The organism is Campylobacter lari subsp. lari (assembly GCF_013372185.1).
Classification (GTDB): Bacteria; Campylobacterota; Campylobacteria; order Campylobacterales; family Campylobacteraceae; genus Campylobacter_D; species Campylobacter_D lari.
Genome location: NZ_CP053830.1, coordinates 265,959 through 286,862 on the forward strand (window position 1 = coordinate 265,959; position 20,904 = coordinate 286,862).

At 27.4% G+C, this 20,904-nt stretch carries 16 protein-coding genes; all 16 read left to right on the forward strand.

Annotated elements, in window-relative coordinates:
• Position 1: 1 nt before the first annotated feature.
• The 16 genes from CLLT_RS01495 to CLLT_RS01570 are packed head-to-tail and all read left to right on the forward strand — an operon-like array spanning position 2 to position 20,891.
• The gene (locus tag CLLT_RS01495) at positions 2–2,560 is read left to right on the forward strand and encodes a CDP-glycerol glycerophosphotransferase family protein (protein ID WP_115613973.1); all 2,559 of its coding nucleotides are present in this window, start codon (positions 2–4) and stop codon (positions 2,558–2,560) included.
• A gap of 53 nt (positions 2,561–2,613) precedes the next feature.
• On the forward strand, positions 2,614–5,706 hold the full coding sequence (locus tag CLLT_RS01500; protein WP_115613974.1) for a bifunctional glycosyltransferase/CDP-glycerol:glycerophosphate glycerophosphotransferase: 3,093 nt from the start codon (positions 2,614–2,616) through the stop codon (positions 5,704–5,706).
• Positions 5,703–7,484 (forward strand): DUF8374 domain-containing protein, encoded by a 1,782-nt coding sequence (locus CLLT_RS07875; protein WP_115613975.1) that lies wholly within the window; start codon positions 5,703–5,705, stop codon positions 7,482–7,484. Before CLLT_RS01500 ends, CLLT_RS07875 begins: the two co-directional genes overlap by 4 nt.
• Entirely contained in the window at positions 7,475–8,023 is a 549-nt protein-coding gene (locus tag CLLT_RS01510) for a dTDP-4-dehydrorhamnose 3,5-epimerase family protein (protein ID WP_072221876.1), read from the forward strand. Before CLLT_RS07875 ends, CLLT_RS01510 begins: the two co-directional genes overlap by 10 nt.
• The gene (locus CLLT_RS01515; RefSeq protein ID WP_074693097.1) at positions 8,020–9,069 is read left to right on the forward strand and encodes a GDP-L-fucose synthase family protein; all 1,050 of its coding nucleotides are present in this window, start codon (positions 8,020–8,022) and stop codon (positions 9,067–9,069) included. The genes CLLT_RS01510 and CLLT_RS01515 overlap by 4 nt, the downstream gene beginning before the upstream one ends.
• Before the next feature lie 10 nt (positions 9,070–9,079).
• The gene (locus CLLT_RS01520) at positions 9,080–10,108 is read left to right on the forward strand and encodes a GDP-mannose 4,6-dehydratase (protein WP_074693099.1); all 1,029 of its coding nucleotides are present in this window, start codon (positions 9,080–9,082) and stop codon (positions 10,106–10,108) included.
• A gap of 2 nt (positions 10,109–10,110) precedes the next feature.
• On the forward strand, positions 10,111–11,130 hold the full coding sequence (gene hddA / locus CLLT_RS01525) for a D-glycero-D-manno-heptose 7-phosphate kinase (RefSeq protein ID WP_115613976.1): 1,020 nt from the start codon (positions 10,111–10,113) through the stop codon (positions 11,128–11,130).
• The gene (gene gmhA2, locus CLLT_RS01530) at positions 11,118–11,723 is read left to right on the forward strand and encodes a D-sedoheptulose 7-phosphate isomerase (RefSeq protein WP_074693102.1); all 606 of its coding nucleotides are present in this window, start codon (positions 11,118–11,120) and stop codon (positions 11,721–11,723) included. The genes hddA and gmhA2 overlap by 13 nt, the downstream gene beginning before the upstream one ends.
• The gene (gene hddC, locus CLLT_RS01535; RefSeq protein ID WP_074693103.1) at positions 11,711–12,385 is read left to right on the forward strand and encodes a D-glycero-D-manno-heptose 1-phosphate guanosyltransferase; all 675 of its coding nucleotides are present in this window, start codon (positions 11,711–11,713) and stop codon (positions 12,383–12,385) included. Before gmhA2 ends, hddC begins: the two co-directional genes overlap by 13 nt.
• The gene (locus CLLT_RS01540) at positions 12,385–13,905 is read left to right on the forward strand and encodes a glycosyltransferase family 8 protein (protein ID WP_115613977.1); all 1,521 of its coding nucleotides are present in this window, start codon (positions 12,385–12,387) and stop codon (positions 13,903–13,905) included. Before hddC ends, CLLT_RS01540 begins: the two co-directional genes overlap by 1 nt.
• A gap of 1 nt (position 13,906) precedes the next feature.
• The gene (rfbF, locus tag CLLT_RS01545; RefSeq protein ID WP_074693106.1) at positions 13,907–14,704 is read left to right on the forward strand and encodes a glucose-1-phosphate cytidylyltransferase; all 798 of its coding nucleotides are present in this window, start codon (positions 13,907–13,909) and stop codon (positions 14,702–14,704) included.
• A 16-nt stretch (positions 14,705–14,720) separates the two neighbouring features.
• The gene (rfbH, locus tag CLLT_RS01550) at positions 14,721–16,049 is read left to right on the forward strand and encodes a lipopolysaccharide biosynthesis protein RfbH (RefSeq protein WP_074693108.1); all 1,329 of its coding nucleotides are present in this window, start codon (positions 14,721–14,723) and stop codon (positions 16,047–16,049) included.
• Positions 16,050–16,062: 13 nt separating this feature from the next.
• Complete coding sequence (locus tag CLLT_RS01555; RefSeq protein ID WP_074693110.1) at positions 16,063–17,181, forward strand: NAD-dependent epimerase/dehydratase family protein; 1,119 nt, start codon at positions 16,063–16,065, stop codon at positions 17,179–17,181.
• A complete protein-coding gene (locus tag CLLT_RS01560; RefSeq protein WP_074693112.1) occupies positions 17,178–18,440 on the forward strand; it encodes a UDP-glucose dehydrogenase family protein in 1,263 nt (420 codons plus the stop codon). Before CLLT_RS01555 ends, CLLT_RS01560 begins: the two co-directional genes overlap by 4 nt.
• The gene (locus CLLT_RS01565) at positions 18,441–19,313 is read left to right on the forward strand and encodes an NAD-dependent epimerase/dehydratase family protein (RefSeq protein WP_074693113.1); all 873 of its coding nucleotides are present in this window, start codon (positions 18,441–18,443) and stop codon (positions 19,311–19,313) included.
• Positions 19,314–19,325: 12 nt separating this feature from the next.
• Positions 19,326–20,891 (forward strand): DUF8374 domain-containing protein, encoded by a 1,566-nt coding sequence (locus CLLT_RS01570; RefSeq protein ID WP_176316450.1) that lies wholly within the window; start codon positions 19,326–19,328, stop codon positions 20,889–20,891.
• Positions 20,892–20,904 lie beyond the last annotated feature (13 nt).

The window sequence follows — 20,904 nt, forward strand, 5'->3', positions numbered from 1 at the left end:
TATGATTTTAAATTCTAAAAAATTAAGAAAACTTAGAACTAACCCAAAACTATTCTTCAAAGATGCTATAGAAAAAAAAGTTTTTTGGTTGAGCGGTATATATAACAAATACCTTCCCAAAAAACACAAAGGTTTTACTCAATACACAATAATCTCCGCTGTATATAATGTAGAAAAATATTTAGATGATTATTTTAATTCTATCATAAATCAAAGACTTGATTTTAAAAAAAATATCTTTATGATATTAGTGGATGATGGTTCTACTGATAATTCTGCAAGTATTGTTAAAAAATATCAAAAAAAATATCCAAAAAATATTGTTTATCTTTACAAAGAAAATGGTGGTCAAGCTAGTGCTAGAAATTTGGGCTTAAAATATATGCAAGAAAATAATTATAAAACCCCTTGGGTTACTTTTACTGACCCAGATGATTTTTTAGATAGAAATTATTTTTATGAAGTAGATAAATTTTTATCAACTCATCAAGATGATGATATTTGTATGATAGGGTGTAATATAATTTTTTATCATGAAAAACAAAGAATGTATAAAGATGATCATTCGCTGAATTGTAAATTTAAAAAAGGTATACAAGTTAGAGAAAATTATGATCTTGATAATTTTATACAATTATCCGCTGCGAGTTGTTTTATGAATATCACATTTTTAAATAATTTAATATTTGATGAGAAATTGAAACCAAATTTTGAAGATGCTAAATTTATAAACGAGTATTTACTAGAAAACATTAGCTTAAAAAGTACTTTTTTGTCAAAGGCAAAATACTTTTATAGAAAAAGAGAAGATGGTGGTTCAACTTTGGATTCAAAATTAAAATCAAAAGATTATTATTTGAATGTGACTAGAAATGGATATTTAAAGATTTTAAGTGATTGTGTAAAAAATAAGAGAAGTATTCCTTTGTTTGTGCAAAATTTGGTTTTATATGATTTATGCTGGCAAATCAAATCTCTTGTTAATTCTCCTGAAAAATTATCTTTTATGAGTAAAAATGAAAAACAAAGATATTTAGAACTACTAGATCAAAATTTTTCCTATATAGATACCGAAACAATTCTTAATTTTAATTTAGCAGGCTTATATTTTGACAAAAAAGTAGGTATTTTAAATTGCTTTAAAAATGAAAAACCACCATTTCAAATAACTTATATAGAAGATTATGATCCTTATAAAGAGCAAATTTTAATTACTTATTACACTGGAGATGATAAAGATATAGAAAGCATTAGAATAGATAATGAAGTAATATATGCAGATTATGAAAAGATAGTTAAATACGATTTTTTAGATAGAGTATTTTGCTACCAAAAAAGATTGTGGGTTTCTATACCTATTGATATTAAGGGTAAATTGGAATTTTTTATAGATGGAATAAAGACCAGAATAACTTTTAATAAGAAGCAACTTCAGAATGTAAATATCCAAGATATCCGAAAAGAATTTCAAAAAAGATTACCAAAAAGTAATATTTGGCTTTTGATGGATAGAGATTATGAAGCAGATGATAATGCAGAACATTTATACAGATATATTATGCAAAATCATCCTGAGCAAGAAATAGTTTTTGCATTAAGAAAAGAAAGTTCAGACTGGAAAAGATTAGAAAAAGAAAGGTTTAATTTAATAGAATTTGGAAGTTTTGAATTTGAAAGAATTATAAAAAAAGCTTCAAAAGTTATTAGTTCTCATTGCGATGAGTATTTAACTAAATATATTACAAATAGAAGTCAATTTGTTTTTATACAACATGGGGTTATATTAAATGATCTTTCTAGATGGCTTAATTCTAAAAAAATAAATTTGTTTATAACCTCAACTCAGGCAGAGTATGATTCTATAGCAAATAATTATAGTCGCTATAAATTTGGAAAAAAAGAAGTGCTATTAACAGGTCTTGCAAGACATGATGCTTTGTTGAAAAACAATCGATTTAATATTAAACAAATCCTTATAATGCCAACATGGAGAAAAAATATAGTTGGCAATGTTGCTAAATCTGACATAAGAAATTTAAGAGAATATTTTAAACAAAGCGAATATTTTCAAAAATGGAATTCTCTGTTAAATAGTGTTAGTTTAAAAAAACTATGTGAGCAATATTCTTATATTATAGTCTTTAATCCACATCTTAATATTATGCTATATTTAAAAGAATTTAATATCCCATCTCATATAAAAATAGCCAATCAAGATGAAAGTTTACAAGTACTATTTTGTAATTCTTCTTTAATGATTACAGATTACTCTAGTGTGGCTTTTGAGATGGCGTATCTAGAAAAACCAGTAATTTATTATCAATTTGATAAAGAGGAATTTTTTACTTCCCACACATTGCAAAAAGGATATTTTGATTATAAAAAAAATGGTTTTGGGCCAGTTCTTGAGAATGAAGAAAATCTACTGAAAGAGCTTGAAATTTTATTGAAAAATAATTGTAAACCTTTTGGTATTTATAAAGACAATATCGATTCAACTTTTGTTTTTAAAGATAGTAGATGCTGTGAAAGAATTTATAAAAAATTAAATTCAATTTAATGTTAAGTATTTTACATTATAATACAAAATTTTATTACTAAAAAAGGTTGTTTATGTCTATTTTAAAAAAAACAAAAAAATTATTTAAAGACCCAAAACTATTCTTCAAAGATGCTATAGAAAAAAAAGTTTTTTGGTTGAGCGGTATATATAACAAATACCTTCCCAAAAAACACAAAGGTTTTACTCAATACACAATAATCTCCGCTGTATATAATGTAGAAAAATATTTAGATGATTATTTTAATTCTATCATAAATCAAAGACTTGATTTTAAAAAAAATATCTTTATGATATTAGTGGATGATGGTTCTACTGATAATTCTGCAAGTATTGTTAAAAAATATCAAAAAAAATATCCAAAAAATATTGTTTATCTTTACAAAGAAAATGGTGGTCAAGCTAGTGCTAGAAATTTGGGCTTAAAATATATGCAAGAAAATAATTATAAAACCCCTTGGGTTACTTTTACTGACCCAGATGATTTTTTAGATAGAAATTATTTTTATGAAGTAGATAAATTTTTATCAACTCATCAAGATGATGATATTTGTATGATAGGGTGTAATATAAAAATATATCGAGATGAAACAGGAGTGCTTCAAGAACATTTTACAAATTTTCAATTCACCTCAAATTTATATGAAAAAATATCTTCTATGAAATGGGGTATAACAACATCAACGAGATCTTTTTTTAGCTATAATATTATTTTAACAAATAATATTTTATTTGAAGAAGGTTTTAGCTCTTTTGAGGATGCACAGTTTGTTTTGATGTATTTAGTATTAAATAATACAAAAAATATAGCTCTTCTTCGAGATGCATTATATTTTGCAAGAAAGAGAAAAGGATCAACAACCAATCTTCAAGTTAAAACAACTCATTATTATATAGACTCTTTGACTAGAACAATTAATGTTTTTTGTGGAATTTCCAAGTTAAATAACATCCCATTATATGTCCAAAATTCTATTTTAGCACATCTAGTTTTTAATATCAAAGATCTAATCAACTCTCCTGAAAAATTATCTTTTATGAGTAAAAATGAAAAACAAAGATATTTAGAACTACTAGATCAAAATTTTTCCTATATAGATACCGAAACAATTCTTAATTTTAATTTAGCAGGCTTATATTTTGACAAAAAAGTAGGTATTTTAAATTGCTTTAAAAATGAAAAACCACCATTTCAAATAACTTATATAGAAGATTATGATCCTTATAAAGAGCAAATTTTAATTACTTATTACACTGGAGATGATAAAGATATAGAAAGCATTAGAATAGATAATGAAGTAATATATGCAGATTATGAAAAGATAGTTAAATACGATTTTTTAGATAGAGTATTTTGCTACCAAAAAAGATTGTGGGTTTCTATACCTATTGATATTAAGGGTAAATTGGAATTTTTTATAGATGGAATAAAGACCAGAATAACTTTTAATAAGAAGCAACTTCAGAATGTAAATATCCAAGATATCCGAAAAGAATTTCAAAAAAGATTACCAAAAAGTAATATTTGGCTTTTGATGGATAGAGATTATGAAGCAGATGATAATGCAGAACATTTATACAGATATATTATGCAAAATCATCCTGAGCAAGAAATAGTTTTTGCATTAAGAAAAGAAAGTTCAGACTGGAAAAGATTAGAAAAAGAAAGGTTTAATTTAATAGAATTTGGAAGTTTTGAATTTGAAAGAATTATAAAAAAAGCTTCAAAAGTTATTAGTTCTCATTGCGATGCTTATCTTGGAAGATATTTAAAACAGTTTAATAAGGATTTTATCTTCTTACAACATGGGGTAACATTTGCAAGTGATGTGTCTGCTTGGTTTAATTGTAATCCTTGGATTAAAATGATAACCGTTGCAAATACTTTAGAGTGGCATAATATAGCAGATAATTATAGTCGCTATAAATTTGGAAAAAAAGAAGTACTATTGACGGGTTTTGCAAGACATGATAGTCTTTTAAAAAAAAGTAAAAAAGAAAATAAACAAATCCTTATAATGCCAACATGGAGAAAAAATATAGTTGGCAATGTAATTCCTAATACAGGGATTAGAGAAATAAATTTGGAATTTTTAGAATGTGAGTATTTTAAAAAATGGAAAAGTGTTATACAAAGTTCTCAGCTTGAGCAGCTTGTGAAAAAATATGATTATAAAATTTATTTTTTTCCTCATTTTCAAATCCGTCCTTACCTATCTTATTTTCAAGTACCTTCTTATATTCAAGTGGATGTAAGAAATAATGGTATGAGTTTGCAAAATATTTTTGCTAATGTGGATCTTATGATAACTGATTATAGTACAGCATGTAGTGAAATGGCTATACAAAATAAACCTACTATTTTTTATCAATTTGATGAAGAAGAAAATTTACAAGGTATTCACCATCAAAGAGATTATAATTTTGATTATAGAAAAAATGGATTTGGACCAGTTATAAATAATGAATCAGAATTGATGGTAAAATTAGATGAGTTGCTTAATAACAAATGTGAGTTAGATGATTTTTATAGTAAAAATATTACACAAACTTTTATACATAGAGATATAGAGAGTTGTTCTAGAATTTATAATTCTATAATAAAAATGTCAAAACAGGAACACAATAAAGCGTTTGCTACAAAAGAAAAAGCTCTATTGGCACAGAATAAACAATTATATTATGAAGCATTTGAAAAATGGTTAAATATTATAAAAAATGATTTTATATCAGAAGATGTAGTGTATAATTTTGCTTTTTGTGCATATAATAGCAGCTGTTATATTTTTGTTAAAGAATTTATTGAAGATCAACAAAGCATAGAGAAATATTGCATTAAAACAAAGATAGAAATACTTAAAAATTTAGTCGAGATTAAAGACGTAAAAAATGTATTCATTTTGGCTGAACAGTTGTTGGAAGGTGAAGCAATTATTCAATTTAAATTAAGATATTCTTTATATATTGATAATGAAGAATTATTTTATGAAAATTATAAAATATTAATTAATGATTTTGCAAAAAGTAAAGAAAGTATTTTTGAGAAATTATTGTTATTTCAATCATCTTTGATAAGTCGAGCATTTGAGCAAAATAATAGTAAAAAATATAATTGTTTTGAAAATTTTTTTAAGGAAATTATATGAGCATGATTATAGCTAACAGAACAGATGGTACTGGTTCTAGATTGATATCTTTGATGAATGCTATGTATCTTGCTAAAATATTAAATAAACAAGTTAAATTTACATGGAAAAATTATATTCCCTTTACTAAAGATTCTGATACTAATAATTTTAGAAAAGTTGAAAATGATAATGTTAGTATTTTAGGATTATGTGTTGAGTCGCATACCGAAATATTTTCTAAAAATTTTATTGATAAATATTTTTTAGAGAGTATAAATGGTTCAATTTTTAGAATTGATGGTAAAGTTTATACAAATTTTGATTTTTTTTTAAAAGAATTAAAAGTTAATAAATATGATTATATTTCAGTACCTCTTTCTGATCTATCAACAAGAGTTTTTAAAGATATAGATGATTTAGAGTATAGAAAATATATGCAAAATATTTGGAAAGATATTGAATTTTCAGAATCTGTAAAAAAAATAGTTAATATGGCAAAGCAAACTTGTATGAAATTTAAAGATTTTATATGTATTCACATTAGAAGTGGTGATGCTATTTATGATTATGCTGAGTTTAGGAAATTTAATTTACAATCTATTTATCATGCAACACCATGTGAAATAGCTATCGGAATTATACAAAAAAATAAAGATAAAAATATTGTATTGGTTGGGGATGACTTGCTATCCATTCGTCAAATCGCTAAATTTTGTAACTTTAAAAATGTTTTTGTAATGGAAGATTTTAGAAATTCAAACCAACTTTCAAATATGGAATTATTCTTTTACGATGTAATATTCATGTCATATGCTAAAATATTGTATGGAACAAATTCCGCTGTTGTAAGACTAGCTAATTATATAGGAAATCAAAAATTTATTAATAATTATTCTGTTTTTAATGAAAAAGAGTTATATGATATTATAAAAGAAAATATAGAAAAATTTAATACATCTAACTCACAGAAAGCATTTAGCTATTTTCATTTATTTATAGTGTCTAAAAAAATAAATATTTCTAAAGAAAATTTAATCGAATTTTTGGAAAAAGCATTAGAGTATGATTATGAAAATGACAAATATAGAATACATCTTATTGATGTTTTATTAAATCATAATGAATTTTCAAAAGCAAATGAAATGTTAAAAACAATATTATTGACAAGAGAGAGCGAATATTTAAAAACTTTATTTTTAAAGGGATGGATAGGGGTTGTTTATTCTAATTTGTTTGATATATATTTAAAAAGTAGTTGTTTGCAATATCCTTATATTGCATATGTTGCTATGCATATTTTAAAATTTAGAGTGAATTTACAAATTCAAACTTCTAATAATACTCTTAACAATACTATCAAAGAAAAAGATAGTATTATAAAATCCAATATAACTCAACTCAATCAAATCCAATCTAAATTATCTTTCCAAACTAAATATGGCACAGCTAAAACAAGAATTCAAAACCAACTCTCTTATAAACTAGGTCAAGCTATGATAGTTAATTCTAAATCTTTCCTAGGTTACTTAATAATGCCTATGGCATTATTAAGTATAATGATTTCACATAAACAAGAACAAAAAGTCTATCAAGAAAAAATAAAAAAAGTTCCTTCTTTAAAACTACCTATATTAGAAGATTATCCTGATTACAAAGAAGCTTTAAAATTAAAAAATCATCTTTCTTATAAACTAGGACAAGCTCTTATACAAGCTAATAAAACTTGGTATAAGGGTGGATATGTTAAGATGTGGTTTGAGATTAGGAAATTGAAAAGGAGAGAATTATGGCAATAGAATTTAATATAGAAGAATCAAAAAAAATAAAAGGTCTTTATATTATTACTCCGAATAAATTTAAAGATTTGAGGGGTGAAATTTGGACGGCTTTTACTGAAGATTTGCTAGGTGATATTATTCCAAACGGTTTAAAATTTAAACACGATAAATTTATAAATTCACATTTTAATGTTTTGCGTGGTATACATGGTGATATTAAGACATGGAAGCTTGTTACTTGTGTTTATGGTGAAGTGCATCAGGTTGTAGTTGATTGCAGGAAAGAATCGCCTACATATTTAAAATGGGAAAAATTTATTATTAATCAAGATAATCAGCAGTTAATTTTACTACCACCAAATATGGGAAATTCACACTATGTTAGTTCTAAAGATGCTGTTTATTACTATAAGCTTGCATATGATGGTGAGTATTTAGATGCACCTGATCAATTTACTTATGCTTGGAATGATGAAAGAATAGGTATTGATTGGCCAACAAATTCGCCAATTCTTTCAGAAAGAGATATTTTGGCTGTAAAAAAGGAAAATAAATGAATAAGGATTCGAAAATTTATATTGCAGGGCATACAGGGTTAGTTGGATCTGCATTGCTAAATGAATTAAAAAGACAAGGATACTCTAATATATTAGTTAAAACACACAGAGAATTGGATTTATTAAATCAACATGATGTTGATGTTTTTTTTAGAGAAGAAAAACCAGATTTTGTATTCTTTGCTGCGGCAAAGATGGGTGGAATGATGGAACAAATTCAAAGAAGGGCAGATTTTCTATATTTGAATTTAATGATGCAAACAAATATTATACAAAGTTCTTATATACATAATGTAAAAAAAATGCTTTATTTTGGAAGTATTTGTGTTTATCCTGAAAAAGCACCTTTGCCTATTCATGAAGATAGTATGTTGACTGGAGAATTACAATATATTAATGAACCTTATGCCTTGGCCAAAATTACTGGTTCTAAGATGTGTGAATTTTACAATCAACAATATAATACAAATTTTATAAGCTTAATGCTTACATCTATATATGGTCCTAATGATAATTTTAATCTTGAAACAGCTCATGTTTTTCCAGCTATTTTTAGAAAAATTTATTTAGGAAAATTACTAAATGAAAAACAATATAATTCTTTATTAAATGAGCTTCAGATTGAATATCTAGAACAGGCAATAGAGTATTTATCTAAAATAGGAATTACTGAAAATTTTGTGACATTATTTGGTACTGGTGATCCAAAAAGAGAATTTATTTATATCGATGATGTGGTTTCAGCAGCTATTTTTTCTATGTGCAATATTGATTACAAGGATCTTAAAAAAGATAAAAATACACATATTAATGTTGGAACTGGGGTTGAATTTTCTATTAAGGAAATTGCTTATGAAATTGCTAAAGTTATGGAATATGATGGAGATATCTTGTTTGACTCTTCGAAGCCAGATGGCACTATGAGAAAAATCATAGATTGCTCTAGAATTAATTCTTATGGTTGGAAATGTAAGAATAGCTTAAAAGAGGGTATTCAAAAAACTTATAGTTGGTATTTAAAACAAAAAAATATTATAAAAAAGTAGAGATATACATATGAGAACAGTATTAATTACAGGCTTTACAGGTCAAGTTGGTTCGCAAATGGCGGACTTTTTGCTGGAAAACACAGATTATGATATTATAGGCATGATGCGTTGGCAAGAACCTATGGATAATATCTATCATTTAAGTGATAGGATTAACAAAAAAGATAGAATCAGTATTTTTTATGCTGATTTGAATGATTATTCGAGTATTCAAAAGCTTTTTGAGAGCAAAAGACCAGATGTAATTTTTCATTTAGCTGCGCAGTCTTACCCGAAAACTTCTTTTGATATACCTATAGAAACTTTGCAAACTAATATCATAGGTACAGCAAATATTTTAGAAAATATTAGATTATTAAAAGATAAAGATGGTTATGATCCTGTAGTGCATGTGTGTTCTTCTAGTGAAGTTTATGGTAGGGCAAAAGTAGGTATTAAGTTAAATGAAGATACAACTTTTCATGGTGCGAGTCCTTATAGTATAAGTAAAATCGGTACGGACTATTTGGGAAGATTTTACGGTGAGGCTTATGGTATAAAAACTTATGTCACTAGAATGGGAACTCATAGTGGCCCAAGACGCTCTGATGTATTTTTTGAAAGTACTGTTGCAAAACAAATCGCATTGATTGAAGCAGGTTATCAAGAACCAGTTATTAAAGTAGGAAATTTATCAAGCGTAAGAACTTTTCAAGATGCCAGAGATGCTATAAGGGCTTATTATTTACTTTCATTAGAAAGTGAAAAAGGAAAAATTCCTTGTGGTGAAGCTTTTAATATAGCAGGTGAAGAAGCTTTTAAACTTCCTGAGGTTATCGACATACTTTTGAGTTTTTCTACAAGAAAAGACATCAAGGTAGAACAAGAAGAAGAAAGATTGCGTCCTATTGATGCAGATTATCAAATGTTTGACAATACTAAAATCAAAAGCTATATCAACTGGAAGCCAGAAATTCCAGCTAGGCAGATGTTTGAAGATTTACTAAATCATTGGAGAAAAGAAATCTCTATGGGTAGAATTCCACTTAATAGGTAGCAATCATGATAATTCGTTCTCAAACCCCATTGCGTTTAGGTTTGGCTGGTGGAGGTACTGATATAAATTTATATTGTGATCAGTATGTAGGTTATGTTTTAAATGCGACGATATCTTTGTATGTGCATTGTACTTTAGTAGAAAGAAATGATGAAAAAATCATCTTTGATTCTTCGGATACAAATATAAAAGTAGAATATAAAAGTAAAGATTTTTTAGAGAATGATGGTAAACTAGATCTTTATAAAGCAATTTATAATCGTTTAGTAAGAGATTATGTTAAAAAACCTTTAAGTTTTTCATTACATACTTATTCAGATGTACCAAGTGGTAGCGGGCTTGGTGGTAGCTCTACTTTGGTGGTGGGTATTATCAAAGCATTTGCTGAGTGGCTGAATTTGCCTTTAGGTGAGTATGAGATCGCACGTTTGGCGTATGAGATTGAGCGAGAAGATATGGCTATAGTAGGCGGTGCACAAGATCAATACGCTGCAACTTTTGGTGGGTTTAACTTTATGGAATTTTATGATCAAAAAAGAGTGATAGTTAATCCTTTGCGCATTAAAAATTGGATAGCAAGTGAACTTGAGGCTAGAGTTTTACTTTATTTTACAAATATCACCAGAGAAGCTAAAGATATAGAAGAACATAAAAAAGGAAAACTAGGAGATAAAAATTCACTTAATGCTATGCATGCAATAAAACAAGATGCGCTAAATATGAAAGAAGCATTATTTAGAGCTGATTTTGATAAAATAGCTCAAATCCTAGGTAAATCATGGCAGTCAAAAAAGATCATTTCTGATATAGTAAGTAATGATGAGCTTGAGAGAATTTATCACTTAGCCATGGAAAATGGTGCCTATAGTGGCAAAACAAGTGGAGCTGGTGCTGGAGGGTTTATGTTTTTTATGGTTGATCCTATAAAAAAATATAAACTTAAAAAAATTCTAAATGATCAACAAGGATATGTGCAAGAATTCTACTTCACCAAAGAAGGAGCAAAGTCATGGAAAATTTAAATTTATATATAAAATCTCATTTTAGTGATTCAATTGATATTAAAACTAAGATTTTAAATGATAATGATATGATCAGTTTGATTAAAGAGGTATCTTTAAAAGTGATCAATGCTTATAAAAATGGCAATAAAACTTTACTAGCAGGCAATGGAGGAAGTGCAGCTGATGCACAGCATATAGCTGGGGAGTTTGTGAGTAGATTTTACTTTGACAGACCTGGTATTGCAAGTATTGCTTTAAGTACTGATACGAGTATTTTAACAGCCATTGGTAATGACTATGGTTATGAAAATTTATTTGCAAGACAAGTACAAGCACAAGGTGTGAGTGGAGATGTATTTATAGGAATTTCTACAAGTGGAAATAGTAAAAATATCTTAAAAGCTTTAGAAATTTGTAAAGAAAAAGGAATTTTAAGCATAGGTTTAACCGGAACTAGTGGTGGTACTATGAATGAACTTTGTGATTATTGTATTAAAGTGCCATCAACTTGTACACCAAGGATTCAAGAAGCGCATATTTTGATAGGGCATATCATCTGTGCTATAGTAGAAGAAGAGCTTTTTGGTAAGGGATTTGATTGCAAGCTATAGTTTTAGCAGGAGGTCTTGGCACAAGGTTAAAAAGCGTAGTGCAAGATCTTCCAAAGCCTATGGCGCCTATTAATGGAAAACCATTTTTAGCCTTTGTTTTAGAGTATTTAAAAAAACAAGGAATCACTGAAGTTATTCTAAGTGTTTCATATAAATATGAACTCATCCAAGAGTGCTTTAAAGATGAATTTGAAGGTATGAAAATACGCTATAATATTGAAAAAGAGCTTTTAGGTACAGGTGGAGCTATAAAAGATGCTTTGAAATTGATACAAAATCAAGCTTATGTTTTAAATGGTGATACTATATTTGATATTGATCTAAAAAAACTTGTTTTAAATGATAGTAAAATTTGCATCGCGCTAAAGCAAATGCAAAATTTTGATCGGTATGGTACTGTAAATGTTAATGATCAAGGGATTGTAATATCTTTTGAAGAAAAGGTATTTAAAAAACAAGGTTTAATCAATGGTGGTGCATACTTGCTGAAAAAAGATTTGTTTGATGAATTTGATTTGGAGAAAAAATTTTCTTTTGAAGAATTTTTGCAAGTAAATCATAAGATATTAGAAATACAAACTCAAATTTTTGATGATTATTTTATTGATATTGGGATACCTGAGGATTATTATTTATTTTATTCTAGATTTAAGGAATTTTAATGTTGCATATTGCTTTTTCATGTAGTATTGAGTATATTAAGTATTGTGCTGTTGTAATTACAAGTATATTAATGCATGGAAGTCATAAAGAAGAGTATCGTTTTTATATTATAACTTCGTCTCTAATAAGCAAGTCAATGTTGGAACAAATTAATATTTTTGAAAAAAAGCTTAATGAAAACTATACTGTCAATATTTCATTATTTTTTATTAATGAAGATGAGTACAAAAATCATCCAATTTATGCAGGTTCTACTGCAAGTTTTTGGCGGCTAAAAATTGCAGACGCATTACCTAGTGATGTTGATAAATGTATTTTTTTAGGTGTTGATGTTTTAGTACTTGGGGATATAAAAAAACTCATTGAAGTGGATTTGCAAAATAAAACAGTTGGCATGGCGCCAGATTGCTTTAATTTTAAAGGCTTTCTAAGAAGTATGAAATCAAGGGACATAAAAAAACCAGATTTTATTTTTCCTTATCCAGAGTGCTATTCAAATGTAGATGTGATGTTGATTGATCTTAAACAATGGAGACAAAAGAATATTGCGCAGCAATGCGAATTATTATTTCAGCATTATATTCCAAAATGGGTAGAACAAGATTTGATAAATGCTGTATTGGGTGATGATATTTATGAATTATCACCAAGATGGAATTTTTGGATAGGTGGTCATTATGTTATAGGTAGATTAGGAAAAAAAGTAACTTTTAAAGGAGAAAGTTTAAAACCATATTGGAAATATACACGTAGTGAATTTGAACAGTCTGAAAGGAATATTCAAATTGCTCATTTTACGCATTGTTGTAGAAAGCCTTGGGTTACACCTTATTCTCACCTAGATCAAGACTTTAAATTTATAAAATATCCTTATTATGATACTTGGTGGCATATCGCAATGCAAACTCCAGTATTTAAAGAAGAATTAATTGAGATATATAAAACAATTGAAAATAACAAAGTAGATGTTTATCAAAATACTGTTATTTCTCAAATAAAATCCTTACAAGTAAAAATAAAAGACAATGAATTAAAATTAGTACAAATTCAAACTTCTAATAATACTCTTAACAATACTATCAAAGAAAAAGATAGTATTATAAAATCCAATATAACTCAACTCAATCAAATCCAATCTAAATTATCTTTCCAAACTAAATATGGCACAGCTAAAACAAGAATTCAAAACCAACTCTCTTATAAACTAGGTCAAGCTATGATAGTTAATTCTAAATCTTTCCTAGGTTACTTAATAATGCCTATGGCATTATTAAGTATAATGATTTCACATAAACAAGAACAAAAAGTCTATCAAGAAAAAATAAAAAAAGTTCCTTCTTTAAAACTACCTATATTAGAAGATTATCCTGATTACAAAGAAGCTTTAAAATTAAAAAATCATCTTTCTTATAAACTAGGACAAGCTCTTATACAAGCTAATAAAACTTGGTATAAGGGTGGATATGTTAAGATGTGGTTTGAGATTAGGAAATTGAAAAGGGTGGTTGGAAAGGTATAAAATGAAAGTGTTAATTTTGGCAGGTGGTCTTGGAACAAGGCTTTCTGAGGAAACAGGTTTAAAGCCAAAACCGATGGTAGAAATAGGTGGAAAACCTATTTTATGGCATATAATGAAAATTTATAGTTATTATGGATTTAATGACTTTATTATTTTGACAGGGTATAAAGGACATATTATAAAAGATTATTTTATAAACTACTATACACAATACAGTGATATAACGGTAGATATGTCAGATAATTCTGTTCAAATTCATAATACTAGACATGAACCATGGAGAGTAACTATGCTTTATACTGGGCAAGATTCCATGACAGGTGGTAGGATTTTGCATGCTAAAGATTATGTGGGTGATGGGACTTTTATGCTTACTTATGGTGATGGTGTTAGTGATGTAAATATCAATGAACTAATAAAATTTCATAAAAACCACGGCAAAGCTATCACAATGACTTCTGTGCTTCCTGAGGGAAAATTTGGCGCTTTGGATATTGATAATTCAACAAACCGTATAAAAAGTTTTACAGAAAAACCAAAAGGTGATGCTAGTTTAAATAATGCAGGATGGATAAACGGTGGTTTTTTTGTATGTGAACCTAAAGTGTTTGACTATATTAAAGAAGGCGATATGACAGTTTTTGAACAAGCACCATTAAGAAATTTAGCACAAGATGGTGAGCTTTATAGCTACCAACACCATGGTTTTTGGAAATGTATGGATACTTTAAAAGATAAAAACGATCTTACAAAAATGTGGATGGAAAATAAAGCTCCATGGGCTTTATGGAACAATTAAAAATAAAGGGGATTGAATGAATTCTGATGCATTAAAACAAGATATTTTAAATAAAGTCAAAGAGTACTATAAGTTATATCATATAAATAAACAAACACGGTTTATAGAAGGAAAAACTAAGATAAATTATGCAGGGCGTGTTTTTGATGAGAAAGAAATGGAGAATTTAATTGATAGTTCATTAGATTTTTGGCTCACTGCTGGAAGATACTCTGAACAGTTTGAAAAAAATCTTGCTAATTTTTTAGGAGTGAAATGGGCCTTTTTAGTTAATTCTGGTTCATCTGCAAATTTATTGGCCTTTTATACCTTAACTTCGCCATTGCTAAAGGAAAAACAAATTAAAAGAGGCGATGAAGTTATAACTGTAGCTGCAGGATTTCCAACAACAATTGCCCCTGTTGTCCAATATGGAGCAGTTCCTGTTTTTGTTGATATGGAATTGCAATTTGCTAATGTTGATGTAACTCAACTTGAAAAAGCTTTAAGTTCTAAAACTAAAGCGATTATGATCGCACATAGCTTGGGTAATCCTTTCAATATTAAAGCTATTAAAGAGTTTTGTGATAAAAATAATCTTTGGTTGATTGAGGATAATTGTGATGCATTAGGTTCTAAATATGATGATAAATATACTGGTACTTGGGGAGATATAGGTACAAGTTCATTTTACCCAGCTCATCATATAACCATGGGAGAGGGTGGAGCTGTTTATACTAACAATCCTTTGCTTAAAAAAATTATATTATCTATGAGAGATTGGGGGAGAGATTGTTGGTGTAAAGGAGGAAAAGATAATACTTGTGGTTGTCGCTTTACTCAGCAGTTTGGAAGTTTACCAAAGGGATATGATCATAAATATGTATATTCTCATTTTGGTTTTAATTTAAAGGCTACAGATATGCAAGCTGCGATAGGTTGTGCTCAGCTTGAAAAGCTTCCTGAATTTATAGAAAAAAGACAAAAAAATTATCAAAAACTATATAATGGACTAAAAAATCTTAGTGAACTTCATTTGGTAGAAACACAGCCAAATTCTCAACCAAGTTGGTTTGGTTTTATGATTACTCTAAAAGATGGTGTAAAATTTACTCGTAACGAATTTACTAGTTTCTTGGAAGAATGTAATATTCAAACAAGAACATTATTTGCGGGTAATATTATAAGACATCCTGTTTTTGATTCTTTAGAAAAGGATAGGGATTATAGAGTAGTAGGAAATTTAGAGGTAACAGAAAAAATAATGAATGATAGTTTTTGGATCGGGGTTTATCCAGGTATGAGTGAAGAAATGATTGAATATATGATATGCAAAATTCAAGAATTTTGTGCAAAACAAAAGTAAGTTGGAGGTTGTTATGAATTCTTATAATTGCTTAGATAATCCAATAGTAATAGAGGATTTAGAGTATATTTATAATTCTCTAACCAAAGTTGAAAAACAAAAATTTGATAACACTACAATTTTATTTACAGGGTGTGCAGGTTTTTTGGGATTTTATTTTATTAATTTTTTTGTAAAATATTCAAAAGATTTAAATATAAAAAAAATTATTGCATTAGATAACTTTATGCTTAGAAAGCCAAAATGGTTAGAACACTTATCGAATGATTATTCTGATATTTTAGAGCTTCATAAATTTGATATTATAAATGATAAAATCGATCTTTTAAAAGATGCTCATAGTGCTGATTTGATAATTCATGCTGCAAGTATTGCAAGTCCTATGTTTTATCGTACTTATCCTATAGAGACTCTAGATGCAAATATCTGGGGGTTACGCTCTTTGCTTGATTTTTATAAAAATAAAAACATTAAAGGATTTTTATTTTTTTCTAGTTCTGAAATTTATGGTGATCCTGATATTAGTCAAATTCCAACTGATGAGGAATATAGAGGTAATGTAGCTTGTGTAGGTCCTAGAGCATGTTATGATGAGTCTAAAAGATTTGGAGAGACAATGTGTTCTTTATTTGCACAAAAGTTTAATATGCCAATTACTATAGCAAGACCTTTTAATAACTATGGTCCAGGAATGAGTATAGGAGATAAAAGAGTACCTGCAGATTTTGCTAAAGCAGTTATAGAAGGTAAAAATATAGAAATTCTTAGTGATGGATCTCCAAAAAGAACTTTTTGTTACATTGCTGATGCTATTGTAGGATATTTAAAGGTTTTAGTCCATGGAAAATTTGATTATTTTAATATAGGCATTGATAAACCTGAAATTTCTATAAAAGAGTTATCATATATATATGCTAAATATTCAAAAGAAATTTTTAATTTTGAGCCACAAGTTAACTTTGCTGTTTCAGAAGATAAAAATTATTTAAAAGATAATCCAAATCGTAGATGTCCAATTATTGATAAAGCTAGAAATAAATTGCAATATAATCCTACTATTTTAGTCGGAGATGGTGTGAGAAGATTTTTAAAATTTTTGAAAATTGAAAAAGAAAACGGAGAGCTTTTATGAAGTCGTTAAAAGTAGCAGTTTTTGGATTGGGTTTTGTTGGTCTTACTACAGCAGTTGGATTTGCAAAAAAAGGCTTTGATGTTATTGGATATGAGATAGATAAAAATAAAGCTTTGTTGCTTAACGATGGAAAAATACCATTTCATGAAGAAGGATTACCAGAAGCATTAAATGATGTTTTGGAAAAAAAATTGAAAATCACTAATGATGTAACAGAAGCATTAGAAGAAGCTAAAATTATATTTTATTGTATTGGTACACCTATGAGTGAAGATGGAAGTGCTGATTTGAGTTTTTTATTAGATGCACTTAAGACAACTGCAGAAAATTTAGATAAATGCCAAAAAGAGCCGATTTTGGTAATAAAATCTACAGTTCCACCTTCAAGTTGCAAAGAAGTTTTTATCCCACATTTAGAATTTTTAGGTCTTAGTGTAGGGCAAAAATGCCATCTTGTAAATAACCCTGAATTTTTAAGAGAAGGGTTTGCTTATAGTGATTTTATGAATCCCGATAGGGTGGTTATTGGTAGTCAGGATGCACAAATTTTTCAAGAGTTAGAAGATTTGTATAAGCCTTTTAATTCGCCTATATTTTTTACTTCTTTAAATACAGGTGAATTTATTAAATATCTTAGTAATACTACTTTAAGTCTAAATATAAGTTATGCTAATGAAATGAGCATGATTGCGCAAAATATAGGTGATATAGATGTTATAAGTGCTTTTAAAATATTACATAGTGATAAAAGATTTAGTGGAAATCCTAGTGATATAACTAGTTATTTATATCCTGGAATGGGTTTTGGTGGATATTGCTTACCTAAGGATACTCTTGCTTTATATAAAAAAAGCAAAGATAAAGGATATGAAGCAAAAATTTTAAATGATATTTTAAAAATTAATGATGAAATTCTTGATTTTTACGCTTATAAAATACAAAAAGAAGTTTCTAAGGATAAAAAAATTGCAATTTTAGGTCTAAGTTTTAAGCCAGGAAGTGATGATGTAAGAGATACTAAATCTGCTACCTTGATTTCTAAACTTTTAAATTTGGGTTTTGAAAATATATATGCTTATGATCCTATAGCAAATGATGTGTTTGCTAAGACTTATGATTATAAATTGTATTATAAAAATAATCTTGATGAGATCGTTTCTGAATGTGATGTTTTAGTTATAGCTACAGCTTGGATGGAGTTCAAACCTTTGATCGAAAGACAAGATAAGATTGTTTATAATTTAAGATGGATAAAATAAGTGAAAATTTTAGTAACTGGTGCAACTGGTTTTATAGGGACTAATTTTATACTACAAATGCATGATAGATACGAGATTGTTGCATTAGTAAGAAAGAACAGCAATATAGATAAAATCAGAGATTATTGCAAAATTTGCTATTATGAAGATTTTGCTGTGCTAAAAGAAAACCTTCAAAAAGAACAAATAGATGGAGTTTTACATCTTGCGACTTTATATTTAAAGCATCATAGGTCTGAAGATTTAAAAGATTTAATTGATTCTAATATTTTATTTGGTGTTGAATTATTGGAAATTTTATATTTAATTGGTTTTTCTGGTTGGTTTATAAATATTGGAACTTTTTGGCAATTCTATCAAAACTTGTCAAACAATCCTCTTAATTTATATGCAGCAACAAAAACAGCTTTTTTAAATATTGCAAATTATTATATTCAGATTGCTAAATATAAATTTGTAACTATTTTATTAAATGATACATATGGACCAAATGATTGGCGTCCAAAAATTATTAATTTATGGAAAAAGTCTTTAGAGACTAAAGAAGTTATCAGAATGAGTGGTGGAGAACAAATTATTGATATGCTTTATATTGACGATGTTATTAATGCTTTTGAAAAATGTATTAATAACTTTGAGAATAAAAAAAATATAAATAATACAATTTATGCTTTACATTCAAAAGAAAGAATTACCTTGAAGCAGTTATCAAATATCTTTGAAGAATGTGTTCAAGAAAAATTAAATATTATTTGGGGTGTATTACCTTATTCTAATAGAGAAAATTTTATACCTTTTGAAGGTGGAGAAAAGCTACCAAATTGGGAACAAAATATAAGCCTTAGAGAAGGTTTTTTAAAGATATTATGTTAGTAGAGGTTATTAATGGTTGCATATGTACATATTGGGACACCTAAAACAGGGACAACAACTATCCAAAATTTTCTTTTTGAAAATAGGAGTAAGTTAAAACAAAATAAATTTTTATATCCTTTAAGTATAGAAAAAGATAAACAACATTGGAAATTGGTTACTTTGTCTTGTGAATTTCAAAAAAAAGCAGATAGTTATAATAATGTTTTTTTTGATAAATTAAAAAATGAAATAGATGATAAAATTAGCACTATATTTTCATCGGAAGGATTTGTATGGTCCATAGGGGATAAAAAAAATATACTTGGGTTAAAAAATCTTTTAATTTTGTTAGGTTTTACTAAAATTTTTATTATACTTTATATTAGAAATCCAGCTGATTTAATGATCTCATTTTCATCGCAAGATATAAAAAATGCACATCAGTATATTTCTTATGAAACTAGTCCTGAAAAACATTTTAAAAAATATAACTTTGATTACAAATGGATTTGCGAATCTTGGGGAGAAGTTTTTGGTAAAGAAAATTTAATTGTAAGATTATTTGATAAAAATGAATTTTATCAAGGAGATTTATTAAAAGATTTTATACATAGTATAGGCTTAGAATGGGATGATGAGTTTATTATACCTCCAAAGCAAAATGAGAGTTTAGATTTATTGGGAATAGAGTTGCTTAGAAGAACTAATAAAAGTTGCAAGCATTTGCTTCCAAGTACTATTTCTGGTGCATATTTATGTACCTCTAAAGACCCTCATCTTAAATTTCAACCTCCAAAAGAAATAATGCAGTCTTATATAGATTATTTCGAGGAATCAAATGAATGGGTAAGAAAGGAATTCTTTCCCCACAAAGAAAGATTGTTTCCTAAGAAAGATTTAAGTAATTATAAAGAAAATTACGAACTTAAGGAAATGAAACCAGAGTATTGGGATAGGATAGCTGAATTTATAGCTTATATTGTGAAAACCAAAAATCAAACTATTGCAGATAAAATCAATATCGTTCAGAATAAAGATAAAATTATTATTGATCAAACTACTCAAATAAAATCCTTACAAGCAACATTAAAAGATAATGAAGCAAAATTGATACAAATAAGCAATCTTAACAATACCATCAAAGAGAAAGATAATATTATAAATTCCAATATAAATCATATCAATCAATTGCAAAGTAATATACAAGAAAAATCAACTCAACTCAATCAAATCCAATCTAAATTATCTTTCCAAACTAAATATGGCACAGCTAAAACAAGAATTCAAAACCAACTCTCTTATAAACTAGGTCAAGCTATGATAGTTAATTCTAAATCTTTCCTAGGTTACTTAATAATGCCTATGGCATTATTAAGTATAATGATTTCACATAAACAAGAACAAAAAGTCTATCAAGAAAAAATAAAAAAAGATCCTTCTTTAAAACTACCTATATTAGAAGATTATCCTGATTACAAAGAAGCTTTAAAATTAAAAAATCATCTTTCTTATAAACTAGGACAAGCTCTTATACAAGCTAATAAAACTTGGTATGGGGGGGGTATGTCAAACTGCTATTTGAAATTAGGAAGTTGAAAAGAAAATTTAA